This window comes from Collimonas fungivorans (assembly GCF_001584145.1).
Lineage (GTDB): Bacteria > Pseudomonadota > Gammaproteobacteria > Burkholderiales > Burkholderiaceae_D > Collimonas > Collimonas fungivorans.
The window spans coordinates 1383946-1405133 of record NZ_CP013232.1; the positions used below are offsets into that span (position 1 = coordinate 1383946).

At 51.3% G+C, this 21188-nt stretch carries 16 protein-coding genes and 1 pseudogene; 7 read left to right on the forward strand and 10 right to left on the reverse strand.

What is annotated here, in order from left to right:
• Positions 1-113 precede the first annotated feature (113 nt).
• Positions 114-386 carry a hypothetical protein gene (locus CFter6_RS24925; RefSeq protein WP_150118648.1) on the reverse strand — a complete coding sequence of 91 codons (273 nt, stop codon included), beginning with the start codon at positions 384-386 and terminating at the stop codon, positions 114-116.
• Between the two features lie 32 nt (positions 387-418).
• Between CFter6_RS24925 and CFter6_RS26355 the strand changes: the two genes are divergently transcribed.
• The 3 genes from CFter6_RS26355 to CFter6_RS06050 all read left to right on the forward strand — a co-directional run bounded on the left by CFter6_RS26355 (position 419) and on the right by CFter6_RS06050 (position 2924).
• The gene (locus CFter6_RS26355) at positions 419-631 is read left to right on the forward strand and encodes a tyrosine-type recombinase/integrase (RefSeq protein WP_236904556.1); all 213 of its coding nucleotides are present in this window, start codon (positions 419-421) and stop codon (positions 629-631) included.
• Between the two features lie 228 nt (positions 632-859).
• Entirely contained in the window at positions 860-2206 is a 1347-nt protein-coding gene (locus CFter6_RS06045) for a tyrosine-type recombinase/integrase (protein WP_082814627.1), read from the forward strand.
• 127 nt (positions 2207-2333) lie between these two features.
• Positions 2334-2924: a hypothetical protein gene (locus CFter6_RS06050; protein WP_150118649.1), complete on the forward strand. Its 591-nt coding sequence runs from the start codon at positions 2334-2336 to the stop codon at positions 2922-2924.
• A gap of 10 nt (positions 2925-2934) precedes the next feature.
• Here the strand turns inward: CFter6_RS06050 and CFter6_RS06055 are convergent, their stop codons facing one another.
• Complete coding sequence (locus tag CFter6_RS06055) at positions 2935-3927, reverse strand: HNH endonuclease (protein ID WP_150118650.1); 993 nt, start codon at positions 3925-3927, stop codon at positions 2935-2937.
• Between the two features lie 222 nt (positions 3928-4149).
• On the opposite strand from CFter6_RS06055, the gene CFter6_RS24935 reads away from it, so the two are divergent.
• The 4 genes and pseudogenes from CFter6_RS24935 to CFter6_RS06065 all read left to right on the forward strand — a co-directional run bounded on the left by CFter6_RS24935 (position 4150) and on the right by CFter6_RS06065 (position 7503).
• Entirely contained in the window at positions 4150-4368 is a 219-nt protein-coding gene (locus CFter6_RS24935) for a helix-turn-helix transcriptional regulator (protein ID WP_082814628.1), read from the forward strand.
• A gap of 187 nt (positions 4369-4555) precedes the next feature.
• Positions 4556-6796 (forward strand): phage/plasmid primase, P4 family, encoded by a 2241-nt coding sequence (locus tag CFter6_RS06060; RefSeq protein ID WP_082814629.1) that lies wholly within the window; start codon positions 4556-4558, stop codon positions 6794-6796.
• Between the two features lie 146 nt (positions 6797-6942).
• A pseudogene (locus tag CFter6_RS25500) lies at positions 6943-7088 on the forward strand (transposase); the annotation flags it as partial.
• A gap of 133 nt (positions 7089-7221) precedes the next feature.
• Positions 7222-7503, forward strand: coding sequence for a hypothetical protein (locus CFter6_RS06065; protein WP_061539162.1), 282 nt, complete (start codon positions 7222-7224; stop codon positions 7501-7503).
• Positions 7504-7506: 3 nt separating this feature from the next.
• Here the strand turns inward: CFter6_RS06065 and CFter6_RS06070 are convergent, their stop codons facing one another.
• The 8 genes from CFter6_RS06070 to CFter6_RS06105 form a co-directional block, all read right to left on the reverse strand.
• Entirely contained in the window at positions 7507-10275 is a 2769-nt protein-coding gene (locus tag CFter6_RS06070; protein WP_061539163.1) for a DEAD/DEAH box helicase, read from the reverse strand.
• Positions 10272-13067 carry a TrlF family AAA-like ATPase gene (locus CFter6_RS06075; RefSeq protein WP_061539164.1) on the reverse strand — a complete coding sequence of 932 codons (2796 nt, stop codon included), beginning with the start codon at positions 13065-13067 and terminating at the stop codon, positions 10272-10274. The genes CFter6_RS06070 and CFter6_RS06075 overlap by 4 nt, the downstream gene beginning before the upstream one ends.
• Positions 13064-14797 carry a site-specific DNA-methyltransferase gene (locus CFter6_RS06080; protein ID WP_061539165.1) on the reverse strand — a complete coding sequence of 578 codons (1734 nt, stop codon included), beginning with the start codon at positions 14795-14797 and terminating at the stop codon, positions 13064-13066. The genes CFter6_RS06075 and CFter6_RS06080 overlap by 4 nt, the downstream gene beginning before the upstream one ends.
• 9 nt (positions 14798-14806) lie before the next feature.
• On the reverse strand, positions 14807-16612 hold the full coding sequence (locus CFter6_RS06085) for an AIPR family protein (protein ID WP_061539166.1): 1806 nt from the start codon (positions 16610-16612) through the stop codon (positions 14807-14809).
• Positions 16612-16785, reverse strand: a complete 174-nt coding sequence (locus CFter6_RS26155) for a hypothetical protein (RefSeq protein ID WP_205631444.1) — start codon at positions 16783-16785, stop codon at positions 16612-16614. The genes CFter6_RS06085 and CFter6_RS26155 overlap by 1 nt, the downstream gene beginning before the upstream one ends.
• Complete coding sequence (locus CFter6_RS06095) at positions 16782-19778, reverse strand: SNF2-related protein (protein WP_417924790.1); 2997 nt, start codon at positions 19776-19778, stop codon at positions 16782-16784. The genes CFter6_RS26155 and CFter6_RS06095 overlap by 4 nt, the downstream gene beginning before the upstream one ends.
• Positions 19778-19975 carry a helix-turn-helix domain-containing protein gene (locus tag CFter6_RS06100; protein WP_061539168.1) on the reverse strand — a complete coding sequence of 66 codons (198 nt, stop codon included), beginning with the start codon at positions 19973-19975 and terminating at the stop codon, positions 19778-19780. Before CFter6_RS06100 ends, CFter6_RS06095 begins: the two co-directional genes overlap by 1 nt.
• Before the next feature lie 366 nt (positions 19976-20341).
• Positions 20342-21040 carry a hypothetical protein gene (locus tag CFter6_RS06105; protein ID WP_061539169.1) on the reverse strand — a complete coding sequence of 233 codons (699 nt, stop codon included), beginning with the start codon at positions 21038-21040 and terminating at the stop codon, positions 20342-20344.
• Positions 21041-21188 lie beyond the last annotated feature (148 nt).

Here is a 21188-nt window from a genome sequence, read left to right on the forward strand (position 1 = left end):
TGACGATTACGACTGTCACACCGACCGACGGCAGAGTGCGGATGCTGCCGGTCGCCAGACGTCGTGTGTCAGGTAAAGTCTGAGCTAGCACAATTTTTGCGTCCGATACTATGTCAGCGACCGGTACGAAATAAGGCAGACTGTTCTTTGTCGTAATCATCTCGACAATCCACGTTGCAAAACAGCAGAGCCAGTACAATCAACTCGTCACAAAAATGACAGCGGCCATCACGGTCGAGTATCGGCTGCTTGCCGACATGGGCTCTCGCATTTTTCACATCCTGTTCAATGCGCCAGTCGGCGCGGTCAACCTCGGATCGTGCCGATGCATCGGAAATTGCGCGTTTACGCCAACATCGAGCTACCTGATCAAAGTCGAATATCAAAACATTTCCGGACGGCGAGGGGAAAGATTGGCATGGACTGGCGCCACTTTCATGATCTACGTCATAGCGCCGCAAGCTCAATGATTAATGAAGGTGTCGATCTATACACCGTTGGTGCCATTTTAGGACACAAATCGTCGGCCAGCACACAACGTTATGCTCACCTTGCTACGGACTCGTTAAGATCGGCAATCGACCGTATTGGTCAAAAAAATCCCCACCAAAAGAAAATGCGGGCTGCGTGAACTGTCACGCAACCCGCATCATTGCTGGTGGGCCCCCCCAGAGTCGAACTGGGCACCAACGGATTATGAGTCATTTGTTAGGATGGACAGTCAAATCCAATTAAATGTATAATATCCTTATATATCAATAGGTTGTGTTTTATTTGAGTCCAAGGGAATCCTACTGAATTCACTCAAAGCCTGGCCTGATGTGTCACGTTATGTATCACGATTGGAGCGATTCGGAATATGCTGACGGATAAGGCAATTGAGAAGTTATCGGTTGATGCGAAAAGACAACATACGGTAAAACAGAAATCGGACGACGATGAGAAGCGCGGCTTCGGAAGGCTCATCGTACGTGCGCAGCCATCTGGCAATGTGCGATTTTGGTATCGTTACAGGCAACTCAACAAATGGGTGTTTTTGGAACTCGGTGCGTACGACCGTAAAGGTGAAGCAGGCCTATCGTTGGCAGGTGCGCGTCTAAAACTGCAGGAGTTGATTGCTAAGCGCGCATCGTCAAATGATGGTGATTTGAAAACGCATTTGCAGGAAGAAAAGCAAACGCACAGATTGGCGGTTGAGCGCCACCGCAAAGCAATTGCCGACGAAGCCGAGCAAGCGAAGGAAAGTACCTTCCGTAAGCTGCTTGAGACATATGTTGAATACTTGGAAAAGCTAGGGAAGCAAAGTTCTAAGGACGTACGTAGCCTTTTCCGTAAGAACGTTTTTGAGGCGTGGCCCGAGTTGTCAGCAAAAAAAGCTGCAGATGTTACGGTACCAGAACTGACCGAAGTACTACGCAAAATGATTAACAACGGCATCGGACGCAATACCGCCAAGTTGCGTAGTTATGTTCGTGCCGCCTACACACTTGCAATGCAGGCGTCAAACGACCCAACTGTTCCGGTCAGTGCCCAACTATTCAATTTGACGCAAAATCCCGCGGCCAGCATTCCTGCGCTATCTCAATTCAACAGAACCCGTGATCGTACACTCGATGCTGCTGAGTTGGGATATTACATTCGTCGCGTGGAACAACTACCATCACTCGTTACCCGCTCTCTGATTTTGCTATCACTGTATCTAGGTGGCCAACGTCCGACACAGTTAGCGCGTGTGCGTCGTGAGAATCTGGATATCGTGGCTTCTACCGTGATGCTCTTCGATCCGAAGGGAAAACGTACGTCCGGCCCTAGGCAACATATTTTGCCGTTATCGAGCAAAGCCATATCTCTATTTAAACCGCTTTTACATTTGAATCAAGAGATTCTGTTTAGCAGCGACGGGAAAGTAAATATACGAATAGAAACCGTTTCGAACGCAGTTACACAAATCAGCAATGACATGGCTGAATCAGGCGAGGCGCGTAGTCCATTTGAGATGCGAGATATTCGCCGTACTTGCGAAACGATGCTCGCAGCGATGGGGGTCAGCAGTGAAGTGCGCGCCCAGATACAGTCGCATGGCTTGGGTGGTGTACAAAATCGCCACTACGACCGGCATAACTATATGACAGAAAAACGTCATACATTGGATACATGGGTCAAGAAACTTGCGAGAGTCCGGGCGGAACACAAATTGCCGAAGTAGCAGTTCTTAATACATCTAAGAAAAATTGCATTTAATTTCTGTTGCAAAAAATACTCGCGTAGGATTGTTGATTCCCGCAGTCAGATTTACCGCATTACAATTTCACTTTGTATAAATGGAGGTGAAATTGACTGAGATTACGAGACCGGATTGGGCATTATGGCAGCAGAGTGGTGCGGCAAGGATTTGGTACGCTGTTTTACTTACAATGAATATTGAGCCCTCAGTAAATGAAAGGAAGATTTTAAAATCTAAATTTCCTGACGAGTATAAGGACTATCAACGGCGCCTAAGTATTGCGAAAAGATGCGCTGGGATAGAGCTCAAAGTACACGAAAAGCATTTGAATGCTGGTAAAGGAGTTAAAAATCAATATGTAGGGCTTTCGCACTTTCTTGAATTCGCAATTAGCAAAGGGTGGGGAAAGGTTGAGCCAATGCGGGATGCTTTGCAAGTTGCCTCTGGTAAGCTTAGCCCAGATTCAGGTGAGGAAATTGACAAACGCGTGGAAAAAAACTATTTGATTATTATTGATGCGTTGCTGAGTGAAATTTTTCCAGATTACGCTCCCAAAAAAACAACCGAATCTGCCAACATGTTACGGGACTGGATCAATGATAAAAATGCGTCTTCCGATCGCACATATAAAATTCCCGAAGTGCAAACACTTGAGAAATATATGAGAAAAATAGTTAAGGCACGCAAGAGTTATGCATGACGGTACGAATTTATTTTGACTGAATCGTTTTATCGAATCCATGGAAAACTCGATGACGTTTCAGATAGGCTTGCATCTCGGCGCTGACCTTCTCCATTCTTCCAATGCGAAGGGTTGCTTTCGGCAGTCCAAAGATGGAGCGCGTCTGTACCGACAAAAGAGGCTTGATCAATATTTCGCCGGAATCTGAAAAGGAAATCCATCCGCGATCAAAAAGCTTATCCAGGGGAACCGAGAGCAACAATCCGTTGTTGGGGTCGGTCTTTTCTTGCGGAGTGCATTTGGCCCACGGATGAATATGGGACGCCACCAGTAAGCCGTCGCAATTAGCACCGGTCACTGCGCAGCGACCTTCCCAATGTCGCCAGACAGGATCGCGAAACCGATGATGATTTTTCCTTACCCAAACCAAGCGACGTTCCGTTGCCCCTTCCGGTATCTTACCGTCGAAATCGCCCGATTTCAGCACTGGCCTGGCTTTACCTATTTGTCGAAGATTGCTGGCATAGTTGCGCGATCCACCACCGCCGCCGTTGCCATAAAAGTCTGCATCCGGAACGACCTCTAAATCGTGCTCACCAATGTACCGGAAGCGATCCACGTAAAAGCGAAATCGTTTGTCGTAATCAGTACTGGGTTGAATATCTTCGATGAAGCCAGCCCAGATTTTCCGACGCTTACTACCCACCTCGCCGAGTGAAAGTATAAAGACATCAGTCGGCATAGCGAGGGGTGGCCAATTCTCCGTAAAACCTGATTCAAGCGCTTCCAGATTGTGGTCATCGGGGCGAAGTTTTTGTACGACAGCGAGTGTCGCGTCTGTAAATTCCCCTATAAAGATTTCTTGTATTGACCTCATATTTTGTTCCCATGAAGGAATTATTTGGATGTTGCTGAACCGCAAATATGGTTCAACTTGTTCTGCGATTGTCCGCTTTTGGCGATAGCCGATATCGGTAATGGTCACTCTACTCAAGAAAAATCCATGTTTTTGCGTTTTCACATAGCCTCGTGCGGGTTCCGACAGTATGCGTTGTAAGCCGATTTAGATTTGATCTGCGGAAAAACGCCAGACCAAGTCTGAACTCATACAGCCAAACCGAATAAATAAAATATTTTTTTAGTCGCAGCCCTAATTAACCCCTTAATTAGGGCTTGAGCCGTTAGCCAGTTTGTCATCCTACTCTCTCCAACAAAAACCATATTTGTTCAAGAAAGGGTATTAATGACTCAGAAATTTTCACATCGCGTCTCCAATGGAGCGCTGCCTGAAACCGGTTTTGTCCGGCTTCCAACAATACTCAAGATCTATCCGATCAGCCGTTCGGCATGGTGGCAGGGTGTCCGCGACGGCCGTTTGCCGAAGTCGGTACACCTTGGTCCCAAAACTACCGCATGGCGTGTCGAAGACATCCGCGCTCTTATTGATGCACAAGCAAAGTAAAGGGTTATTGCACTAATACATCCACCTGTTCTACTGTCAACGCGTTGCCTCCCCCGAAGATGGAGGAGATGGAAGTGTTTTCTTTTAATTTCTATATAAAAAAGAAAGGGCTCACCGGAGTCACACACCAGTGATTTGCTCCCATCGCTCCCATAACAGGGGAGGCAGGGCTATATGAGATATAAAAATGAGCAAAAAATCAAAATTGATACCAATAACTAACGAAATGCGTCAGTTCAAGAAGTTTATTCACCCTAATGTAAAGGCATGCTTTCAAACCTTCAGTAAGAAATCTGATCTTAAAAAAAAGTCAGACTACTTCGTCGCTAGCTGGAAGAGCGAAACCAGAGACAAATTGGTGACTGCCAATCTGGATCAGATGGAGGTCAGCATGATGATCAATCGTGGTGATGGCCGTGGCTCCAAGAATGTCACTGACATCACTGCGGTATTCATCGACTGCGATGACAACAAGATGACCAAGGAGAAGTTATTCACCTTGCCTATCCCGCCTCAACTGATTGTCGAGACGTCACCAGGAAATTTCCATGCTTACTGGCTGATCAAGGATTGCAGCGTTTCGCAGTTCAAACCCATGCAGAAGGCATTGGCGGCATCACTTGGGGCTGACCTTAATGTATGCGACCCGAGCCGTGTCATGCGCATGCCGGGAACCATCAGCTGGAAACGTGACAAACCGTTCTTGGCCCAAATTATTCATATTGAAAAGGACTCTAAGCCCATTGCTGTCGGTAGTTTTGTCAAGAAAATGAAACTGGAAATACAGGTGCCGAACACGTTAAGCAAGAAGACGAACGAAGATGGTGATGGTGCATCTACATATGTAATTTCACCTAAAAAAATGACGTCCGACATGCGCGCCAAGGTCAAGGCAGCTATAACCGGAATCAACGCTGATAATCGCTGGTTGTGGTTTCGTTTCGGAATGGCAATTCACAGTGCTGATTGTACTAACCGCGGATATGATTTATGGACCGAGTGGTCGCAGAAATCGACCAAGTTCGATGAAGTCGACCAGCGTAAAAACTGGGGCGCATTTAAGGCGGATGGCGCCCTGAATATCAAATCGCTGTTCTGGCTAGCCAATCGCGAAAAAAGCGATAAGAATTTGGCGCTCGACGAAATGTCTGTGGCCGATATGTTTGCCGATTCTGTGAAACATCGTCTGCGTTACGATCGCGATAATAAAGCATGGCTGTATTTTTCTGGCGTGGTATGGGTGAATGACGCACAGGCTCCACTTCGCATTGCGCGAGATTTTATTGAGGACTTGAGCCAGGGAGAGGTGAGCAACGATTCTGTTAAGCGCTTTCGTAGCAACGGTGGCTTGAAGGGCATCGTTGCCCAAGCGGAATTGCTGGACGATTTTCATATATCAGCCGAGGCCTTTGATAAAGCCCCAAACTTGTTTGCGGTCAAGAACGGTGTGATTGACCTGATCACTGGAAAATGCCGTAAGGCGAAAGCGAACGATTATTTGCGCCGACAAGCAAACGTAGAGTTCGATCCAGATGCTAAATGTCCTCATTGGATTGAGTTCCTTCGTTCAGTATTGTTAGGCGATAAGAAGTTGCATCGCTACCTTCGTCGGACTATGGGATACACCATGTTTGGCCATGCCAATTTGCAGATTTTTTTCATGATCATCGGTTCGGGTGGCAACGGTAAAGGCGTTCTGATGCGCACGATGCAAACGATGATGGGTGAATATGGCCAAAGCGTTGCGCCAAATTTACTGACTAGTGCGTACAGCGGTAACGCAAATGGTCCGTCGCCGGCACTTGCGCGTTTATATGGTGCGCGCATGGTTGTCTGCACGGAACTACCCACTGGCCGCAAGCTCGATGACGCATTCATAAAGCAGTATGCTGGCGGCGACGAGATTACCGCGCGCCAGACCTACGGAGGTATCTTTTCGTTCAAGCCGGAAGGCAAGCTGTGGATCTCGACCAATGAGGTACCTGAAATCAGCGCGAGTGACGAAGCAATGTGGCGCCGGATCAAACCTATTCCCTTCAACCGCAAAATCAGAGGAAAGGATGTTGACGAAAATCTCGAGAAAAAATTTGCGGAGGAATATCCCGGAATTCTCAACTGGATGCTAAACGGAGCAACGGATTTTTCCGAAAACGGATTGGGTGAGTGTGCCGCTATTAAAGAACTGGAAAATAAGTTGCGCAAGGATGCTGATTCCGCACTTGCCTGGAGATCAGAGTTTTGTATTGAGGAGGAAGGCGCGCATACCCAGGCCAGCGTTGCGTACGACAGCTACACGAACTATATGCGCACGCTACGTCGCAAGCCTCTAAGTGTGGCAGCATTCCGCGCGAGCTTGGTAGAAAAAGGTTTTCACCATAAGAAGGGTAGCCAACATAATTACTTCGAAGGATTTCGTCTTCAGGCTTAAATTGCCATAATCGCAATCGGAATAATAATTATTTATGCAGGGACGACCTACGTGTTTCGTAGGTCGGTTTTTATGGTAAAGGTTACTCTCATCAGCGACACTGCATACTTGACGCCTCCCTTTTTTGCTCTACCGCAAATCGTCACAAGCATCAGATCCGCTGGACAGGTTTCGACGACAAGATCATCTCACTGTATGCCCATGGCCTGACGGTCAGGGAGGCCTAATGCCATCTGGAACAAATCTATGGTGTCGAGGTGTCCCAAGCCTGATATCGTCCGTCACAGACGCGGGGGGGGTGAGGAGGTGAAGGTCTGATAGGCCAGGTCGGTCGATGTCCTGTATCCGAACTATGTCTCGATTACATCCACGTCAAAGTGCGCGATACCGGGGCCGAACATGACAAAGCGCAAGGCGACGCTGCAATGGCAGCACTGGCAATGGCGCGCTCACAGGCCACGTTAGCCCCACCCTTTGGCAAGGCCTTACTGTCCGATCAAGTCGGAACTACTACAGATAAGGCGCATCTGCTCGGAATCAAACGCATACCGATTTTCGATGATCTCCACTCCGGCATTGACAAGCTCCGAGACGCGCCCGCTCAGTTCACCCCGGAAATCTCTCCAGGCCCAGCCAACCGCCAACCTATCGCTGAACGTGCTGCCTTCTGTCGTATCCTTGCATTCTTCTTCGTCGGTTCGGCTTGACAGTCATTCAATCACCCGAAATCGCACCCGCAAGGCAGACAACGTTACATTGGGGGCCACCGCATCATGCGGGATCAGCAAGTAGACCCACGGCTTTCCATCGACCTTGGCAGCATAGGCGGATGCGTTCTTACACCAGATGACCGCCTGATCAGCTTTAGCTTTTACCTCGGTCTCGGACTCCTGTGCCTCGGCAACTTCTTTGGCCTTCTTCGTCTCGATCATTAGCGTGACGTCGTCCAGCGCTACGACGAAGTCTGGGATGTACTCGGGCTGATTGACGCCAGCCCGGTAATAGATGTTGAACTGGCCCGACACCGGGCGGAACCAACGGCGTGCTTCACGTTCCAGCACTGTAGCCAAAATGCGTTCGGTATCCGAATGAAACTTCTGGAAGGCGAAGGCGCAACGCTGGAAGCCACCATAGACGTATTGACCGATAGTGCGTTTGTCGTCCGGTGTCCAATGCAGAGGCTTCACATCGTCCTTGGCCGTAAAGGCGCAGGGCTTCAGTTGCATGAAGCCTTGGCTGACGATGATCTCGGAACCAGCCGAATCTTCCTCATAGTGCTTTGCCATCTGAAGATGAATGTTCTCCGCGATGGCCCGCCCATGGTTGCCCAAGATGTTGTGAACCGCCGCGTCGTCAGGTTGCTTGCGGCTGAAGTGCGTCACCGCCTGCCCTGCGAGTTCATAGATCAGATCGGCATGATCGTCATAGGACACGTCGTCGTAATTGATGAGTTCGCGGACGATGTAGTCCTCAAGGCGAGTCTCTTCGATCACGGCAGCCTCGCCGTAGGTAAGTTGTCGACCCGATTGCAAACCTTGAGACAGTAATTGTTGATCTGTCACCTGATAGTTCATGCGCGACACATCGAGAGTGAAGCTGCGATAGCCCCCCTTTACTGGGCCAATCGGGACAACGGTGATGCGCGGAATGTCGATGGTTTGGTCGATGAAGACCTCAATCGACTTTTTCACCACTTCGGCCACCGCTTCGGCATTGGAGGTCATAGTGTCCAGCAACTCGCCCTGTTGCGGCACCAATCGCTCCAAGACCATTTGAGTCAGCGTCTCTTGGACGCTGGCTGTTCCTAACGCCGTGCTGGTGGGAACAAGGATTCGGTTTTTCCCCAACTCTGCGACGGCATCCATGGCCACCATGGCAATTCTGCGTTCTTCGCCTGTGAAAACTATCGATGGCGATTGGGCTGAACCGCCAGCGCCTTGCGTATAACCTGCGGAGACGACCGCTGCGCCATCGGCGCCGGAACCCTTCACGTCAGAGATTCCGAGCATCACTGACGTGTTGGATGGCACTGAAAGGCTGGTCAGCCGGTTCCCGTGGTTGTCGGTAGGCTCCAGCCTCAGTTCTTTCAAACGAATCGGCGAGTCACCTTTGCCAGCCGCGTCGATGACCTCCTTGAATCTGTCGTGCGCGATGATGTTCAGACGATCCACCACCTCGACGCCGGTTTTGCGACCATAAGGAAGACGCAGACCGCGCCCGATGGATTGCTCAATCAAGGTGCGTGCATTAGCAGCCCGCAATGGCACGATGGTGTAGAGGTTCGTTACGTCCCAGCCTTCTTTTAGCATGTTGACGTGAATCACGATCTCGGTCGGCTCGGTATAGCTCTCCACCAGCAGCAGGCGACGGATCATTTCTTCCTCTTCCACGCCCGACTTGCTGCTATCGACTTGAATCACCTTACCCTTGTATTGCCCATCAAACAGCCCCTCTATCGTCCCCAGCAGCACAGCAGCATGTGTGGTGTCGCGGGCGATTACCAGCATGAACGGCTTCACCGGCTTCTGGCCGGTCTGCTCGGCATAGGTCAGCAGGTGAACCTTAGTCTCTTCATGAACGCGAATGCCGTCCATGAGTTTGATGCGCTCCAATTGCTCCGCGCTGTGATCCGCAGGATTGAAGTTCTGCTGAGTGACCACGGCGGGCTCTTTGACGAATCCGTCCTCGATGGCGAGCGCCAGCGGGTAGTCCATCACCACGTTCTTGAACGGTATCGGGCCTTTCGCCCCTTCGGTGAAGGGCGTCGCCGTCAGTTCAAGACCCAGCAACGGTTTCAGCTCGTTCAGCGCTCGAATGCCGGCACTGGCCCGATAACGGTGCGACTCGTCCATGATGAGAACAAGGTCTGGCAAACCGGCCAAGTACTCGAAATAACTTTGGCCGAGGTACTCGGAAAGCCGCTTGATCTTCGGTGCCTTGCCACCGCGAACTTCCGAATTGATCTTCGAGATGTTGAAGATGTTGATCTGAACGGGCGCATCAATCGCCTGTGAAACCAAGTCGCCTTTTTGCTCGTAGGTCTCACCCGTAATCACCTCCGGCGCTTCAACGGCAAAGTCCGCAATGCCCTTGAAAACATACTTCGGCCCGGTCGTATCGCTGAAATCTCGGATCAGTTTGTCGTAGATCGTGAGGTTTGGAGCCAGCACAAAAAAATGCTTGTAGCCGTAGGCGGCGTGCAAGTAGCTGATGAACGCGCCCATCAAGCGCGTTTTCCCCACCCCCGTTGCCAACGCAAAGCACAAGGACGGGAAGTCCCGCTCGAAGTCCGTCAACTTCGGGAACTTGAGTTGAAGCGCTTCCCGCATGACCTTCAGTTCTTCGGCAGAGCGTGCTTCCGAGTCGCGTAACGCGGGCACGAACTCCAGCGCGGTGTGCAGACGTTCCAGGCTGACGGTTTGCGGCTCGCGCAGGCTCAATCGACCAGCCACCGTGCGCACAATTTTTTCTGTATTCATGCAGTGCGCTCCATATCTTTCAGAATTCGCTTGTAGCGTTGCTCGAAGGCCTTTTCTCCGCCCTCCATAATTTCGCAGACCTTCTTTCTCACGGACCGCTCCTGTAGTCCACCCGCTGTATTGTTCACGATCTGGCCACCGACGAATTCCATGGGCATGACCAACTCGGCGTCGCCGTTCACCACGATGTTGGCGTTATGGGTAATGACAATCAGTTGGCGGCGATTTTTGTTGTTCCTGAGCTGAGTCACCACCAGTTGTGATACCAGCGCGTTATCCAAGTCGTCCTCGGGCTGATCCATCAGCAGCGGCTCGCAGCCATGTGCCAGCAGGAACGACAAAATTGCAGCCGTCTTCTGACCCGCCGATGCCTGCTGAAGACTCTGGAACGAACTTGATTCGTCGCGCTTGTACTGAAGATCAACTGCATCTTCGGGAAACCACGCTGCCAACTCGTCAAAGACCGCCGAAGCGACCTCTAGCTTCATGTCCTTCAACTTTTTGATGAACTTTCCGTGCAGCTTGGTGTTCAACACCTGCTCATTCATCTCTTCAAGAGATTGCTTGATCTCTTGCAACCGCTCAGGTACTGACGACGCCAAGGCTGGATTTACCAAGTCCCACACCATGCCGCACTGCTTGGGTGGATCGTCATCGGTCTCGCCATAGATTTCCTTGGTAAAAGTACCTTCGGTTTCAATGCGAAGAATTTCTCGCAGACTGACGGCACCGGCTTCTGCATCCGCCATCGTGTTCAATGTAATCTTCAACGCGGGCACATTAACCAGCACTTGATTGAGAAAGTCCTGCCGCAGCACGGTCAGCCCTTGGCGCTCCAGGTGCAAAGCAGCTTGCGCATCAACAACTATTTTCCGCGCTTGTTCCAGGTCGGTACTGATGGTATTGAATTGATCCAACTGCTTCTTCAGTTTCTCCTCCAGTGCCACGGCTTGAGAGGCATCTTCGGCATTAGTGATGCCTTGGGCTTTGAGTTCCGCCACGATGCGTGCGTACTCATCCAGATGCACTTTGTTTTCTTGATGCCATGCGCTGCTGTCACTGGTAATCTTCGCTGCCAAAAGGTCACCTTGCATGCCCGCAACCAAGGCCGCGATCTGGTCAAAGTTACCGGCCAGCTTTTGCGTTAAGGCTTCCGTTGCCAGCTTCTCGGCATGTTCTGCCGGAGTCGTGGCCTCGAAGTCGGTAAGAGCGAGGCTCTTCAGCCTCGCTGCTTCCGCAGCACTGGTTTGCAGTGACTGAACATCCTCGCCAAGCTGCTTGAAAAAACCTTCTACCGCCCGCTGCTGCTTACGTGCCCGCTGGTATGCCTTGAGGGCAACGCCAAAATTTGATGAGGCAAAGACTTTGGCCTTGCGCGATGCTTCCTTGTACTGAAGCTCGACGGCAGGCTTCTGCGCGATCTCAAGCTCCAATGTGCGGACACGCTTTCTGGCGATGTTCAAGGCCTCGCGCTTGGCGGCAAAGCCTTGTGCCCAAACTTCCTTGCTACCGCCCAGAACGTCGTCGATGTACTGAATCAGATGCTGCGGGTTGTCGGCCAATGCGAGAATCTGCTTCTGGCTAAAGAGTTTCACCGGGAAGTTGCTGCGGGCCTGCTCCTCGGTCAGTTGTGTTGCCTGCCATGTACCGTTGTCCCAGCGCCGCACTGACACCGCAAACTTGGCATCGTCCCCTTTGGTCCAACAGTACTCAAACCGTTCTTCCAAATCACCCTGTCCCTTGGACACTTCGACCGTGATACGGGAATCGTGGAGCATCATGCCCGGCTGATTACGGCCCGTTTTTTCTCTCTTAAAGTTCTCAAACGATTGCCTCAACGCGCTGTCTGCGCGCCCCGTCAGCAGTTCGTTTTCTCGTGCCAACCCCAAGCGCAGGCATTCCAGTACAGTGGACTTGCCGCTGCCCCGGCCGCCAATCAAGGCGTTGTAGCTGGGGTTGAAATGAATCGTCAGTGGGTCTTTCTGGCGCAAGCGTAGCTTCTCAATCGTGATGCTCTTGATCTTCGGATGCCCAAGCTGCTGCGGGTAGTTCGCGCATTCGTCACTCCGGCGGACGGCCGAGTCAGGATCAAGCAGCGCCAGCTTCAACCCCTCGATAGAAGGAACTGACATCTTCACCCATGTGTAGCCTCGGCCAATGTCTTTAGGCTGGTGGCTGTCTGAGCCAAGCACGAACGCCATGTCAGCCAAAGCCGCAGCATGCAGCTGCAAGCAACCTGCTGCCGGATCAATGACTTCGACTGCATCCAGCAACTTGAAGATGGGCTGCAAGGTGTTGTGATCGGTCAGTGAGATCAACAAGCCTTTGGGTTGATCGACATGCGCTGCGCAAGCGACCCCACCCGCAGACTGGATGACACGAATAACCTGTTCGACGCTTTGGCTGGTCACACCATCACTGTCGCCCGGCGTACCCGAATAGCCGACACTGCCGCGAATGGCGTCAATGTCAGAGGTGCCCTTGTTTGGGTCAAGGATCACCTTCAGATGCACGCCGCCGTTGCACGACAACTCCATGCCCGGGAAGAGCGTCATCGAACCCCACGTTGCAGCATCTTGTTGCTTCAACGTCGTCAGTTCCGCCTTCAGCTTGTCGATCCAGCCGCCAGTGTTGTGATCGGTGACGACAATACACTGAATGCCCTTGTCCAGATAGTCTTGTAGCCACTGGCGCGGCATGATGGCTTTGTCGCCCTTGTAATCCAGCGACGCAGGCGTATGGTTGTGAAAGTCAAATTTCCACCAACGCGAGCCGGGGTAAATGTAGGTCATGCTTGTTCCTCCCCATTACCGAACAAGCCGCCTTGGCGCGGTGGCTCAACTTTCGGTTTCTGCTGCATTGGTAGATTTTCAACATTTAAGCTGTAGTCGTCGTGGCCCCATTCGCATTTGCTCAAGACCATCTTCGGAATCTTCTTAAGCGTGAGATTGGCGAAGCGATCCGCCGAACCGCGATAGGCTGCGCAGCACACCAGCAGGCTACGCCCTTCGCCCACCTCGTCACTCAAGGCTTGTAACTGCTCGGTATTGAGCGTCTGCGTCGTGACGTAAATAAAGTCTGTCTCGGTACTGTAGCCGTGCTGCCAGTAGTAAGCATCGTTGGGGCCGTAGGTAAAGCCCTCCAACTTGCAGATTGCCGCAGCTAGCATTTCGGCGTTGTACTCCTTGTTGATAACCCAATTGCCCCAACGATCTTGTAGGAGGAGACTCGGAGCAATTCGGTAGTAGCGAAACCCTCCGCCGCCTTGCCACCCAAGAGCTTCCGAAATACCGCTCTTATCCTCGCCATCGATAACGCCCTTAACACGAGGGATCACATGAGTATGGCAATGCTCACCAAGTTCAACCAAAATCCAGCGTCGGCGCATTTTGTGAGCGACTGCGCCAGTGGTGCCAGAGCCAGCGAATGAATCAAGCACCAAATCTCCTGGGTTTGTTGCAAACGATAGGATTCGCTCCAAAAGTGCTTCTGGTTTCTTTCCCTTTGGGAACGAAACAGCACCTTCTTGGTGGACGTTATTTGACAATAAATCATCCCAAATGTTTGACGCAGCCAACGCACTTGTTTCCTCGCCCATCACAAGCTTCACCTTGTTTTTATAGAACAATAGCTGCTTTCCATTCAGGAAAAAATAGTCATCTTTGTCATCTCGCTTGCTACGAACAACAGCTCCCCCATTATCTCGTGACATTTGAAGTGCAGATCTCGCATTTTCGTTTACATCTTTGTCTCGAACAAGCGCCGGCTGAATTACTCGATCACGTTTTTTCATCACAAACCGAGTTAACTCCTCCTCAAGACGTTCTGCGAACTTGGCGCGAACTTCAGCCCAGCTTGCATTGTGAAATTTTGCGAACGCTTCACGTAAGGTGCACAGCTTCCACTTTGAATAGTGATCTTCAAAATTCTCTATATAACTGCTGTACCGACTGTCTCTAGGGACGGCCTGAAAAACCTTATTGGGCTTCCATTGGCTTTTGTCCTTGGCGTAAAAAACGATATAGTTCGCCGTCGTAACCAGACCGGGATTAATCGCTTTTGGACCTGATGCGGAACTTTGCTTAAAGGTAATTATGTTGATTCTATTTGACCTGCCAAATATCTCATCACACAAAACAATAAGGTACGCCAGTTCATTGTCATCAATGTGTATGAATATGGTTCCATCGGGCGACATTAGCTGACGAAGCAACCGAAGCCGCTGCTCCATAAGGCTCAACCAAATGGAGTGTTCAACACCGTCGTCATAGTGCTCAAATGCCTCACCAGTATTGAATGGTGGGTCGATATAGACACATTTCACTTTGCCAGAAAATTCTTGCTCTAGTGCCTTCAAGGCTAGTAGGTTGTCGCCATAGATCAGGTGGTTTTCAAAAATATCCTCACTAGAAACGCGATGCTTGGCGTGGTAGCTCAATTTCGGATCAGCAAGCAAAATTCGAGGTTCCAGCCTTGGTTTGGCGTCCTTTCCGATCCAGGTCAGTTCTAGTTTGTGTTTCATCTCATTCCTTCAAATTTGCGGCGCTTGCGTGCTCAGATAGCGGAATACTTTTTCCTGTGGAAAAGCCTCTCTTCGGTCTGCTACCTGCTTCACCGCTTGGTATGCATCCTCCGTTTCAAGTCCGTAAATGGCCGACATGCAGCCGTCCAGTAAACGTACCGTGCTGCTCTGATTCTGAAAATACGACAGCACGCTGCGTCCTTTCCCAACCAGCGGTCTGGCCTTGTCCCAGCAGGCCTGTCGGCATTCATCAAGGGGGGCACTCAACAGCTCGTTGAGCTGTGTCTGTCTCAACACGTCCGGTTCATTGACTCGGGTGCGGCAACGCTTCGCCAGGACAGCGGCGACCACAAAGGCACCATGTTTGTAGAAAAGGCCTTCGGCACCACTTGTCGCTGCAGCATTGGAAGCAAGCACGTCTCGCACAAAGCGGAAGAACTTCACTTTGTTCACGAGTTGCGCGCCCGTCAGTGTTGGCGTGAACAGCAATTGGTACTCGGTGGACTCCGCGTTCCGGAAGCGGGCGATTTCGTTCTTGAGCCAGTACGGGAAACGCGAATCGACTTCGAACAAGGCCAATGCCTTCATGGCTTGCTCGATAGTGATGATGTTGGCCGATACTTCCGCATTGCGAGGCGTTGCTTCTGGCCGGTAATGGTAGCTGTAGTCAAAATAGGCAAGCTCACGCCGTAGATCTTCCTGTCGAGGGTCAAGAGACGCAAAGTTGCCGGCAGAAACGGAGTTCTGATGGTTGCGTGCCCGCGTCACAGACCGGCCAAACTTGCCCTCCGAATCGGCCTTGATGATCGTCACCAACACCTTGGCGCTGGAAATGTCGCAGCCAGGATTCTGTGCAACGAACTCCGCCGCAGACGAGATCGTCTGAGCGCCGTTGATGACAGACAAACCGCGCAGTCGCAACCGCTTGTTTGCCTTGGTGCCTTGCGGTGCCTCGACCTGGTCGGCCAAGGCGGTAATGCCGTTATTCAGATAGAAAAATTCGTCTGGGACCATGCGCAAAGTGTCTTGAATCGACCTGTTGACATCCGATTCACGCGAGCCAAGGAAGTACCGGATGTTGCGTTCGTACAGCGCTTTCTTGTGCTTATTGTGCAGCGCCACCAGATCAGACACCAGCGCCACGCCGATGTGCGTATCGCGGCACCCTCCGAGATGTTGCCACTTACTTAACGCCAAGCTATCATTCACAATGCCGACACTCTGTTCGACCAGCAAGTCGGCTTGAACCTTGTCAGGGCCATATTCTGTAATGTCAGGCTGCAAGCGCCCGAATTCGTGGTGGTCTTGGTCTTCGGTCAGTTCCTTGAGCGCAGCATTGGCATGCGCCGAAAAACCCGAGCCGATGTAGGCCACAACTAATTGAATGTGTTCTGCTTCCTCAAAGGCATTATCCAGTTCGTCCTTGCGACACTTGACATTGGCGTTGAAGCGATCGTAACGTTGAGCAAGCAACAGGTCGGCACCACTGCGGAAACGGATGGCATCGCCCTCGTCAAACTGCTCTCGCTCACGGAATTTACTCTGCACGAGATAAAGCGTCCTACTCGTGGCGTAGTAGTAGATGGCATCGAGGCCGTTGTCATCGAAGTCATCGACCACGGACTGCGCCGCGTCGGCAATGCCAACGTTCAACATTTTGTGCAGAACGAAACCACTGAAGGCTCGGGAAAGTTGCTTCTTGTCCTGGTCCGCCTTCGGCCGCTCCTTGTTGAGAAGCTCAGGCAGGTACGGCACGAAGTCCTTTTCGAGTTTGTCCTTGAGGATATTCAGAAAGTTGGTGGCAAGCGCAGGCATCAAGCGCGCCCCCTACCGCCCTGGGGCCCGCTCAATTGCTTGAGTTCGCTGATGCCCAGGGCACTGCCGCCGTCGAAGTTCCTTACCATGGTGGTCAGCGAGATGTAGTCCTGCTCGTGACGTGTGGCGATGGTGACTTCCGCACCTTGGATGTTGATGATGCGGTTCTTCATGATACCTCCCATAGCGCGGCGAACAGTCGGGTAGCAGTCACATGCTGCTTCAGCTGTTTTTCCAGCTCGTCGATCAGACCATCGCGCTTGGCTTGGATTTCGTCCTGACGGTCGAAGAGTTCGCGCCGTCTGCGGTCACGTAAGGCCTCAAGATCGCGCTGATCTTTCTGCGCCGCCAGTTTTTCGGCCAAGGTAGCCGCCCCTTTGCTCAAGGTACGAGTTTCCCTGATGCGGCGATCGAGTTCTTTGATTTCGCGCTCAAGGCTAATTTTCAGATCATCTGCCCAGGTATCGAGCTTGTCCGTCTCCCGCGTGAATGCAGCTAGGTTACGCATCTCAAGTCCGGAGAGTACAAGGGTTTTCTGCCGGTTGATTTCCCGTTCGAGTGCAGGCGACAGCGGTATATGGGAGGCATTGAAATCGGGGTTCGACTGATCCACGCTCGCAACCGCATTGACATCCGCATCGCCCTCTTTGCCGGTCGGAGATAAAGCGCTGGCAACTGCAGGGATGGAAAGCAGTTTTTCGACGGTTTCTGCGTCATGAACAAACCCCGCATCGTCCTGCGCGGCCAGCAGCAGGTGGTCTTCTTTCGTGCCTAAGGACTCGACGGTTAGCAGGCACACGACCACGGTGCCAGAGCGACCCACCAGTTGCTTGACTACGGCGACATGAGCGCCGTAGCTGTTGTAATGCATGCGGAGCTTTGCGGGTACGAGCGACTGGCCTTTGGCGTAGTCAATCAATGTTTGCGCCAACGGGTGTTGCAGCCGGTAAATGTGGGCCTCTTCAGTTCGACGCGGTAGTTCGTACCGGCCAAGCTGGATTTCTTGCCCAGTGACAACGCCAACAAAAGATGGCATGCTGTCCAGTCGGAAGCCAGTTCCATCTTCATCGAAGCTGGCACTGTGTCCCAGCGCGGCTTGCGTGAAACGCATCAGCATGCGTTCGAGCTTGCCTAGCGAAGCACGAGCGGCTTGATCGCGGAGCCGCAGCCGTTCCTGCACGTCTACGTCAAAGTTTTCAAGGAGCGCCTTTCGGGCGCTCAGCATGGCATCGCTGATCTCACCAGCAAGATCGTCCTGCAACTGTTGGAAGGCCGATTGAATCTGCTCGGGGTGGCGGCAGGTCTGGTAAATCTCGGCAATGCGTCGCTCGAAATCGACACCGGACTCAACCGCCCCCAGAACCTCGTCGCTCGCTCCAAACACGCCATCGAACAGTTTGAACTTCAACGCCAGAAGCTCGTACACGCGCCTGTCGGCTTCGTTCTCCTTGTTGAGGAAGTTCACCACCACCACGTCATGCTTCTGACCGTAACGATGACAGCGACCGATGCGTTGCTCCACCCGTTGTGGGTTCCATGGTAGGTCGTAGTTGATGACCATAGAACAAAACTGAAGGTTGATACCTTCTGCACCGGCCTCCGTGGCAATCATGATGCTGCCTTGCTCTTTGAAGTACTCGACCAGTGCAGCGCGGGTGTCAGCAGAGCGCGAACCACTGATGCGGTCGGTGTCCGCATGCTTCTTCATCCAGTCGGCGTATACCTCCTTGGATCGAGCATCATTGTTGGTTCCGTTGAACAACACGACACCTGACGCGTGAGGAGTCTTCGCCAACAATGACAGCAGGTAGTCTTGCGTGCGCCGGGATTCTGTGAAAATGATAGCCTTCTGCGCCGCGCCAAGCTCCTTCGACTTCTCGAAAGCCACCTTGAGAGCTTGTAACAAGGCTAAACCTTTGGCGTTTTCGGTGATCGAAATAGCAAGATCTCGAAACGATTCCAACTCGACGATTTCTGCTTTGATAGACAGAATTTCCTGTTCGGTCTTGGCCCTTTTCCCGGCCTGAGCATCCTGTTCGTCGATGCGTTCGATTTCTTCGACCAGCTCATCCAAGCCTTCAAAGTCCTGATCAAACTCTTCTGCCAGATCTAGACTGAAGGTTTTCTCGTCCAACGTCTGCCTCAACCGCTTTGCTAGAGAATCTAGCGCCCCTGCAATGGCAAACGTGCTAGAGGCCAGCAACTTGCGTAATACTAGCGTGATCAGTTGCCTCTGGCTGTTTGGTAATGCAAACAAGGAGTCGCGTTGGAGGTATTCCGAAACGCGGTTGTAGAGGTCGGTTTCATCGTGACCCGGCACAAACTCTTGTAGCAGTGGAATGCGCTTGGTGTATTTGACATAGGCCTCGACCTGACGTCGCAAGGTGCGCTTGCAGACCGGTTCGATGCGGCGCTTGAGGGCATCGAAGCTGGCTGCATCCTTGACGGAGCCGAATTGACTACGGAAACTGTCCAGATCACCAAAGACCTTTTCATCGACGAAACTCACCAAACCATACAATTCCAGCAGGGAGTTTTGCAGCGGCGTGGCAGTCAGCAGTACTTTTGGGGCGGAGATCAGTGCGTCTTTCAGTATGCGGGCCGTCTTATTATCCGGTTTGTAGACGTTGCGCAGGCGATGTGCTTCGTCGATTACCACCAAGTCCCATGGCACGACCTGAACTTCCTTGGCCTTGCCGCTAGCGAACTGATAGGACGTGATGAGCACGCAAGACGCATCAAAAGGGTTGCTATTACCATCTTTAATGGCCTGCTTGTAGGACTTGGCTTCAAGCACTGCCGCCAAAATTCCGAATTTGTCGGCCAACTCTTGGTGCCACTGCTTGCGAAGATTGGCCGGAGCAATCACGAGAATGCGACGCTTGCGCTCCGCCCAGCGTTGGGCGATGAGCAGACCGGCCTCAATGGTCTTGCCAAGACCAACCTCGTCGGCAAGAATCGAGCCTTTCGACAACGGGTTGCTCGTGACGAACAGTGCCGCATCAATCTGGTGCGGGTTCAGATCAACTTGCGCATCCAGCAATGCACCGGCCATACGATCCATGGAATCCGAAGCGGCGCGGCGCGTGAGTTGGTGTGCAAAGTAGACGAGCTGATGAGGGCAATACCCTGGCGCAGGGTCCTGATCTGGCTGATTCGGCGGCATCAAACTTCGTCTCCCGTCTTGTTGTCATTGGCACCGCCAGCCTTCACCCATTCGTCAACCTCGGTGCGCTGGAATTTCCACAAGCGCCCAACGCGGTGGGCAGGCAGGCCCTTGCGGTCGATCCAGCGGTAGATCGAGTCGCGCGTGACGCCCAAGTGTTCGGCAATCTGCTCGACAGACATCCACGGCTCACTCATGAAATAATTCCGATTGTTGAAGAATGGATGGCATAAAGTCGTAATTAATCGTAATTAATCGCAAAGGACGTACTTTATCACTCCAAAGGCTAAAAAGACATAATAGAGCCAGTGCGCTGAATCAGACCACCTCTCTTAATAACTGGCCCAGGAGATTCGCCCATCCACGCAGTGCGTTAGGCATTTTTTGTATTCTGCAGCCTGAAATGCTTCGTTCCATTGATGGTTATGCTCAAGGAATTTGAAGACCTTGGTAATAGTACCCATTGATTTTTTCACCATTCAGAAGATAAATGCATTGTTACCGAACGGAGTAAGCTACTGGATCGATTTTTTGACTTGATATTTCGTAGAACCTGAACTGTGTCAAGAACGAGATGACACGCTGTACTCAAGTAACGCTACTACTCGGTCCATTTTTTGCAGCATGCCAAATGCAATCAAATTTAAAAAATGAAATGCCAAAATTAGTGGTACAAGCATTTGCACCCACCCATTTGCAAATTGTATGTTTGCAAGTCCAGCCGACAATATGGCAATAGCTCCGAGTGCGGGGAATAATCCTATCTTATCGATGGAGCCAGAAAGAACTGCCCCACGTTTTTCAAGTCCGGTGCGTTCATTTTTATAATGCGTAAGAACATACTTAACGGCCTTTGCATTGCATAGAGCTAAGCGATCTACATATTCGAAATCAAATCGCATTGAAGATTCGACCGCCCCTAAGAAAAATGAATACGGAGCTTTACGAATTTTCAAAAAGAACGGAATCGCTGAGAAGATGGATACAACAAAAAAAGCCAAACTACACAAACTGGATAAAATTCCGATTGATGCCGTCGTCGCTAACAATGGATCTGATCGCAAATAATAGGTAATTGGCGCTAGAAGTAACATCGTCAAAAATCCTATCTTTGCATGTGACATGATCACTTCACCGAGCTCCTCTAGGCGACGTTCCATTGGTGTTCCTGGCTGAAGAGGTCTTTTTTTGCACGTCATCTCCGAAACGATTTTGAATACGTCGCGCATTTCTGCTGTTAGCTCTACAAGTCGCTTGTCCATTAGATTCTTTTAATTCGTTGCATCGACAAGTCAGGATTTCTGATTGCAGAGAGGCGGTTGTCAACATTGACATTTACCGCGAATGAAGTCGAGTTGCAACTGTCATTTTTAACAGGTGTGAGGAATGCATTGAGTCGGCGGGTTAGAA

Coding starts and splice junctions, on each gene's coding strand:
- CFter6_RS26355 (WP_236904556.1), top strand. CDS start 419: ATGGACTGGCGCCACTTTCATGATCTACGTCATAGCGCCGCAAGCTCA.
- CFter6_RS06045 (WP_082814627.1), top strand. CDS start 860: ATGCTGACGGATAAGGCAATTGAGAAGTTATCGGTTGATGCGAAAAGA.
- CFter6_RS24935 (WP_082814628.1), top strand. CDS start 4,150: ATGACTCAGAAATTTTCACATCGCGTCTCCAATGGAGCGCTGCCTGAA.
- CFter6_RS06060 (WP_082814629.1), top strand. CDS start 4,556: ATGAGCAAAAAATCAAAATTGATACCAATAACTAACGAAATGCGTCAG.
- CFter6_RS06065 (WP_061539162.1), top strand. CDS start 7,222: ATGGCAGCACTGGCAATGGCGCGCTCACAGGCCACGTTAGCCCCACCC.
- CFter6_RS06070 (WP_061539163.1), bottom strand. CDS start 10,275: ATGAATACAGAAAAAATTGTGCGCACGGTGGCTGGTCGATTGAGCCTG.
- CFter6_RS06075 (WP_061539164.1), bottom strand. CDS start 13,067: ATGACCTACATTTACCCCGGCTCGCGTTGGTGGAAATTTGACTTTCAC.
- CFter6_RS06080 (WP_061539165.1), bottom strand. CDS start 14,797: ATGAAACACAAACTAGAACTGACCTGGATCGGAAAGGACGCCAAACCA.
- CFter6_RS06085 (WP_061539166.1), bottom strand. CDS start 16,612: ATGCCTGCGCTTGCCACCAACTTTCTGAATATCCTCAAGGACAAACTC.
- CFter6_RS26155 (WP_205631444.1), bottom strand. CDS start 16,785: ATGAAGAACCGCATCATCAACATCCAAGGTGCGGAAGTCACCATCGCC.
- CFter6_RS06095 (WP_417924790.1), bottom strand. CDS start 19,778: ATGCCGCCGAATCAGCCAGATCAGGACCCTGCGCCAGGGTATTGCCCT.
- CFter6_RS06100 (WP_061539168.1), bottom strand. CDS start 19,975: ATGAGTGAGCCGTGGATGTCTGTCGAGCAGATTGCCGAACACTTGGGC.
- CFter6_RS06105 (WP_061539169.1), bottom strand. CDS start 21,040: ATGGACAAGCGACTTGTAGAGCTAACAGCAGAAATGCGCGACGTATTC.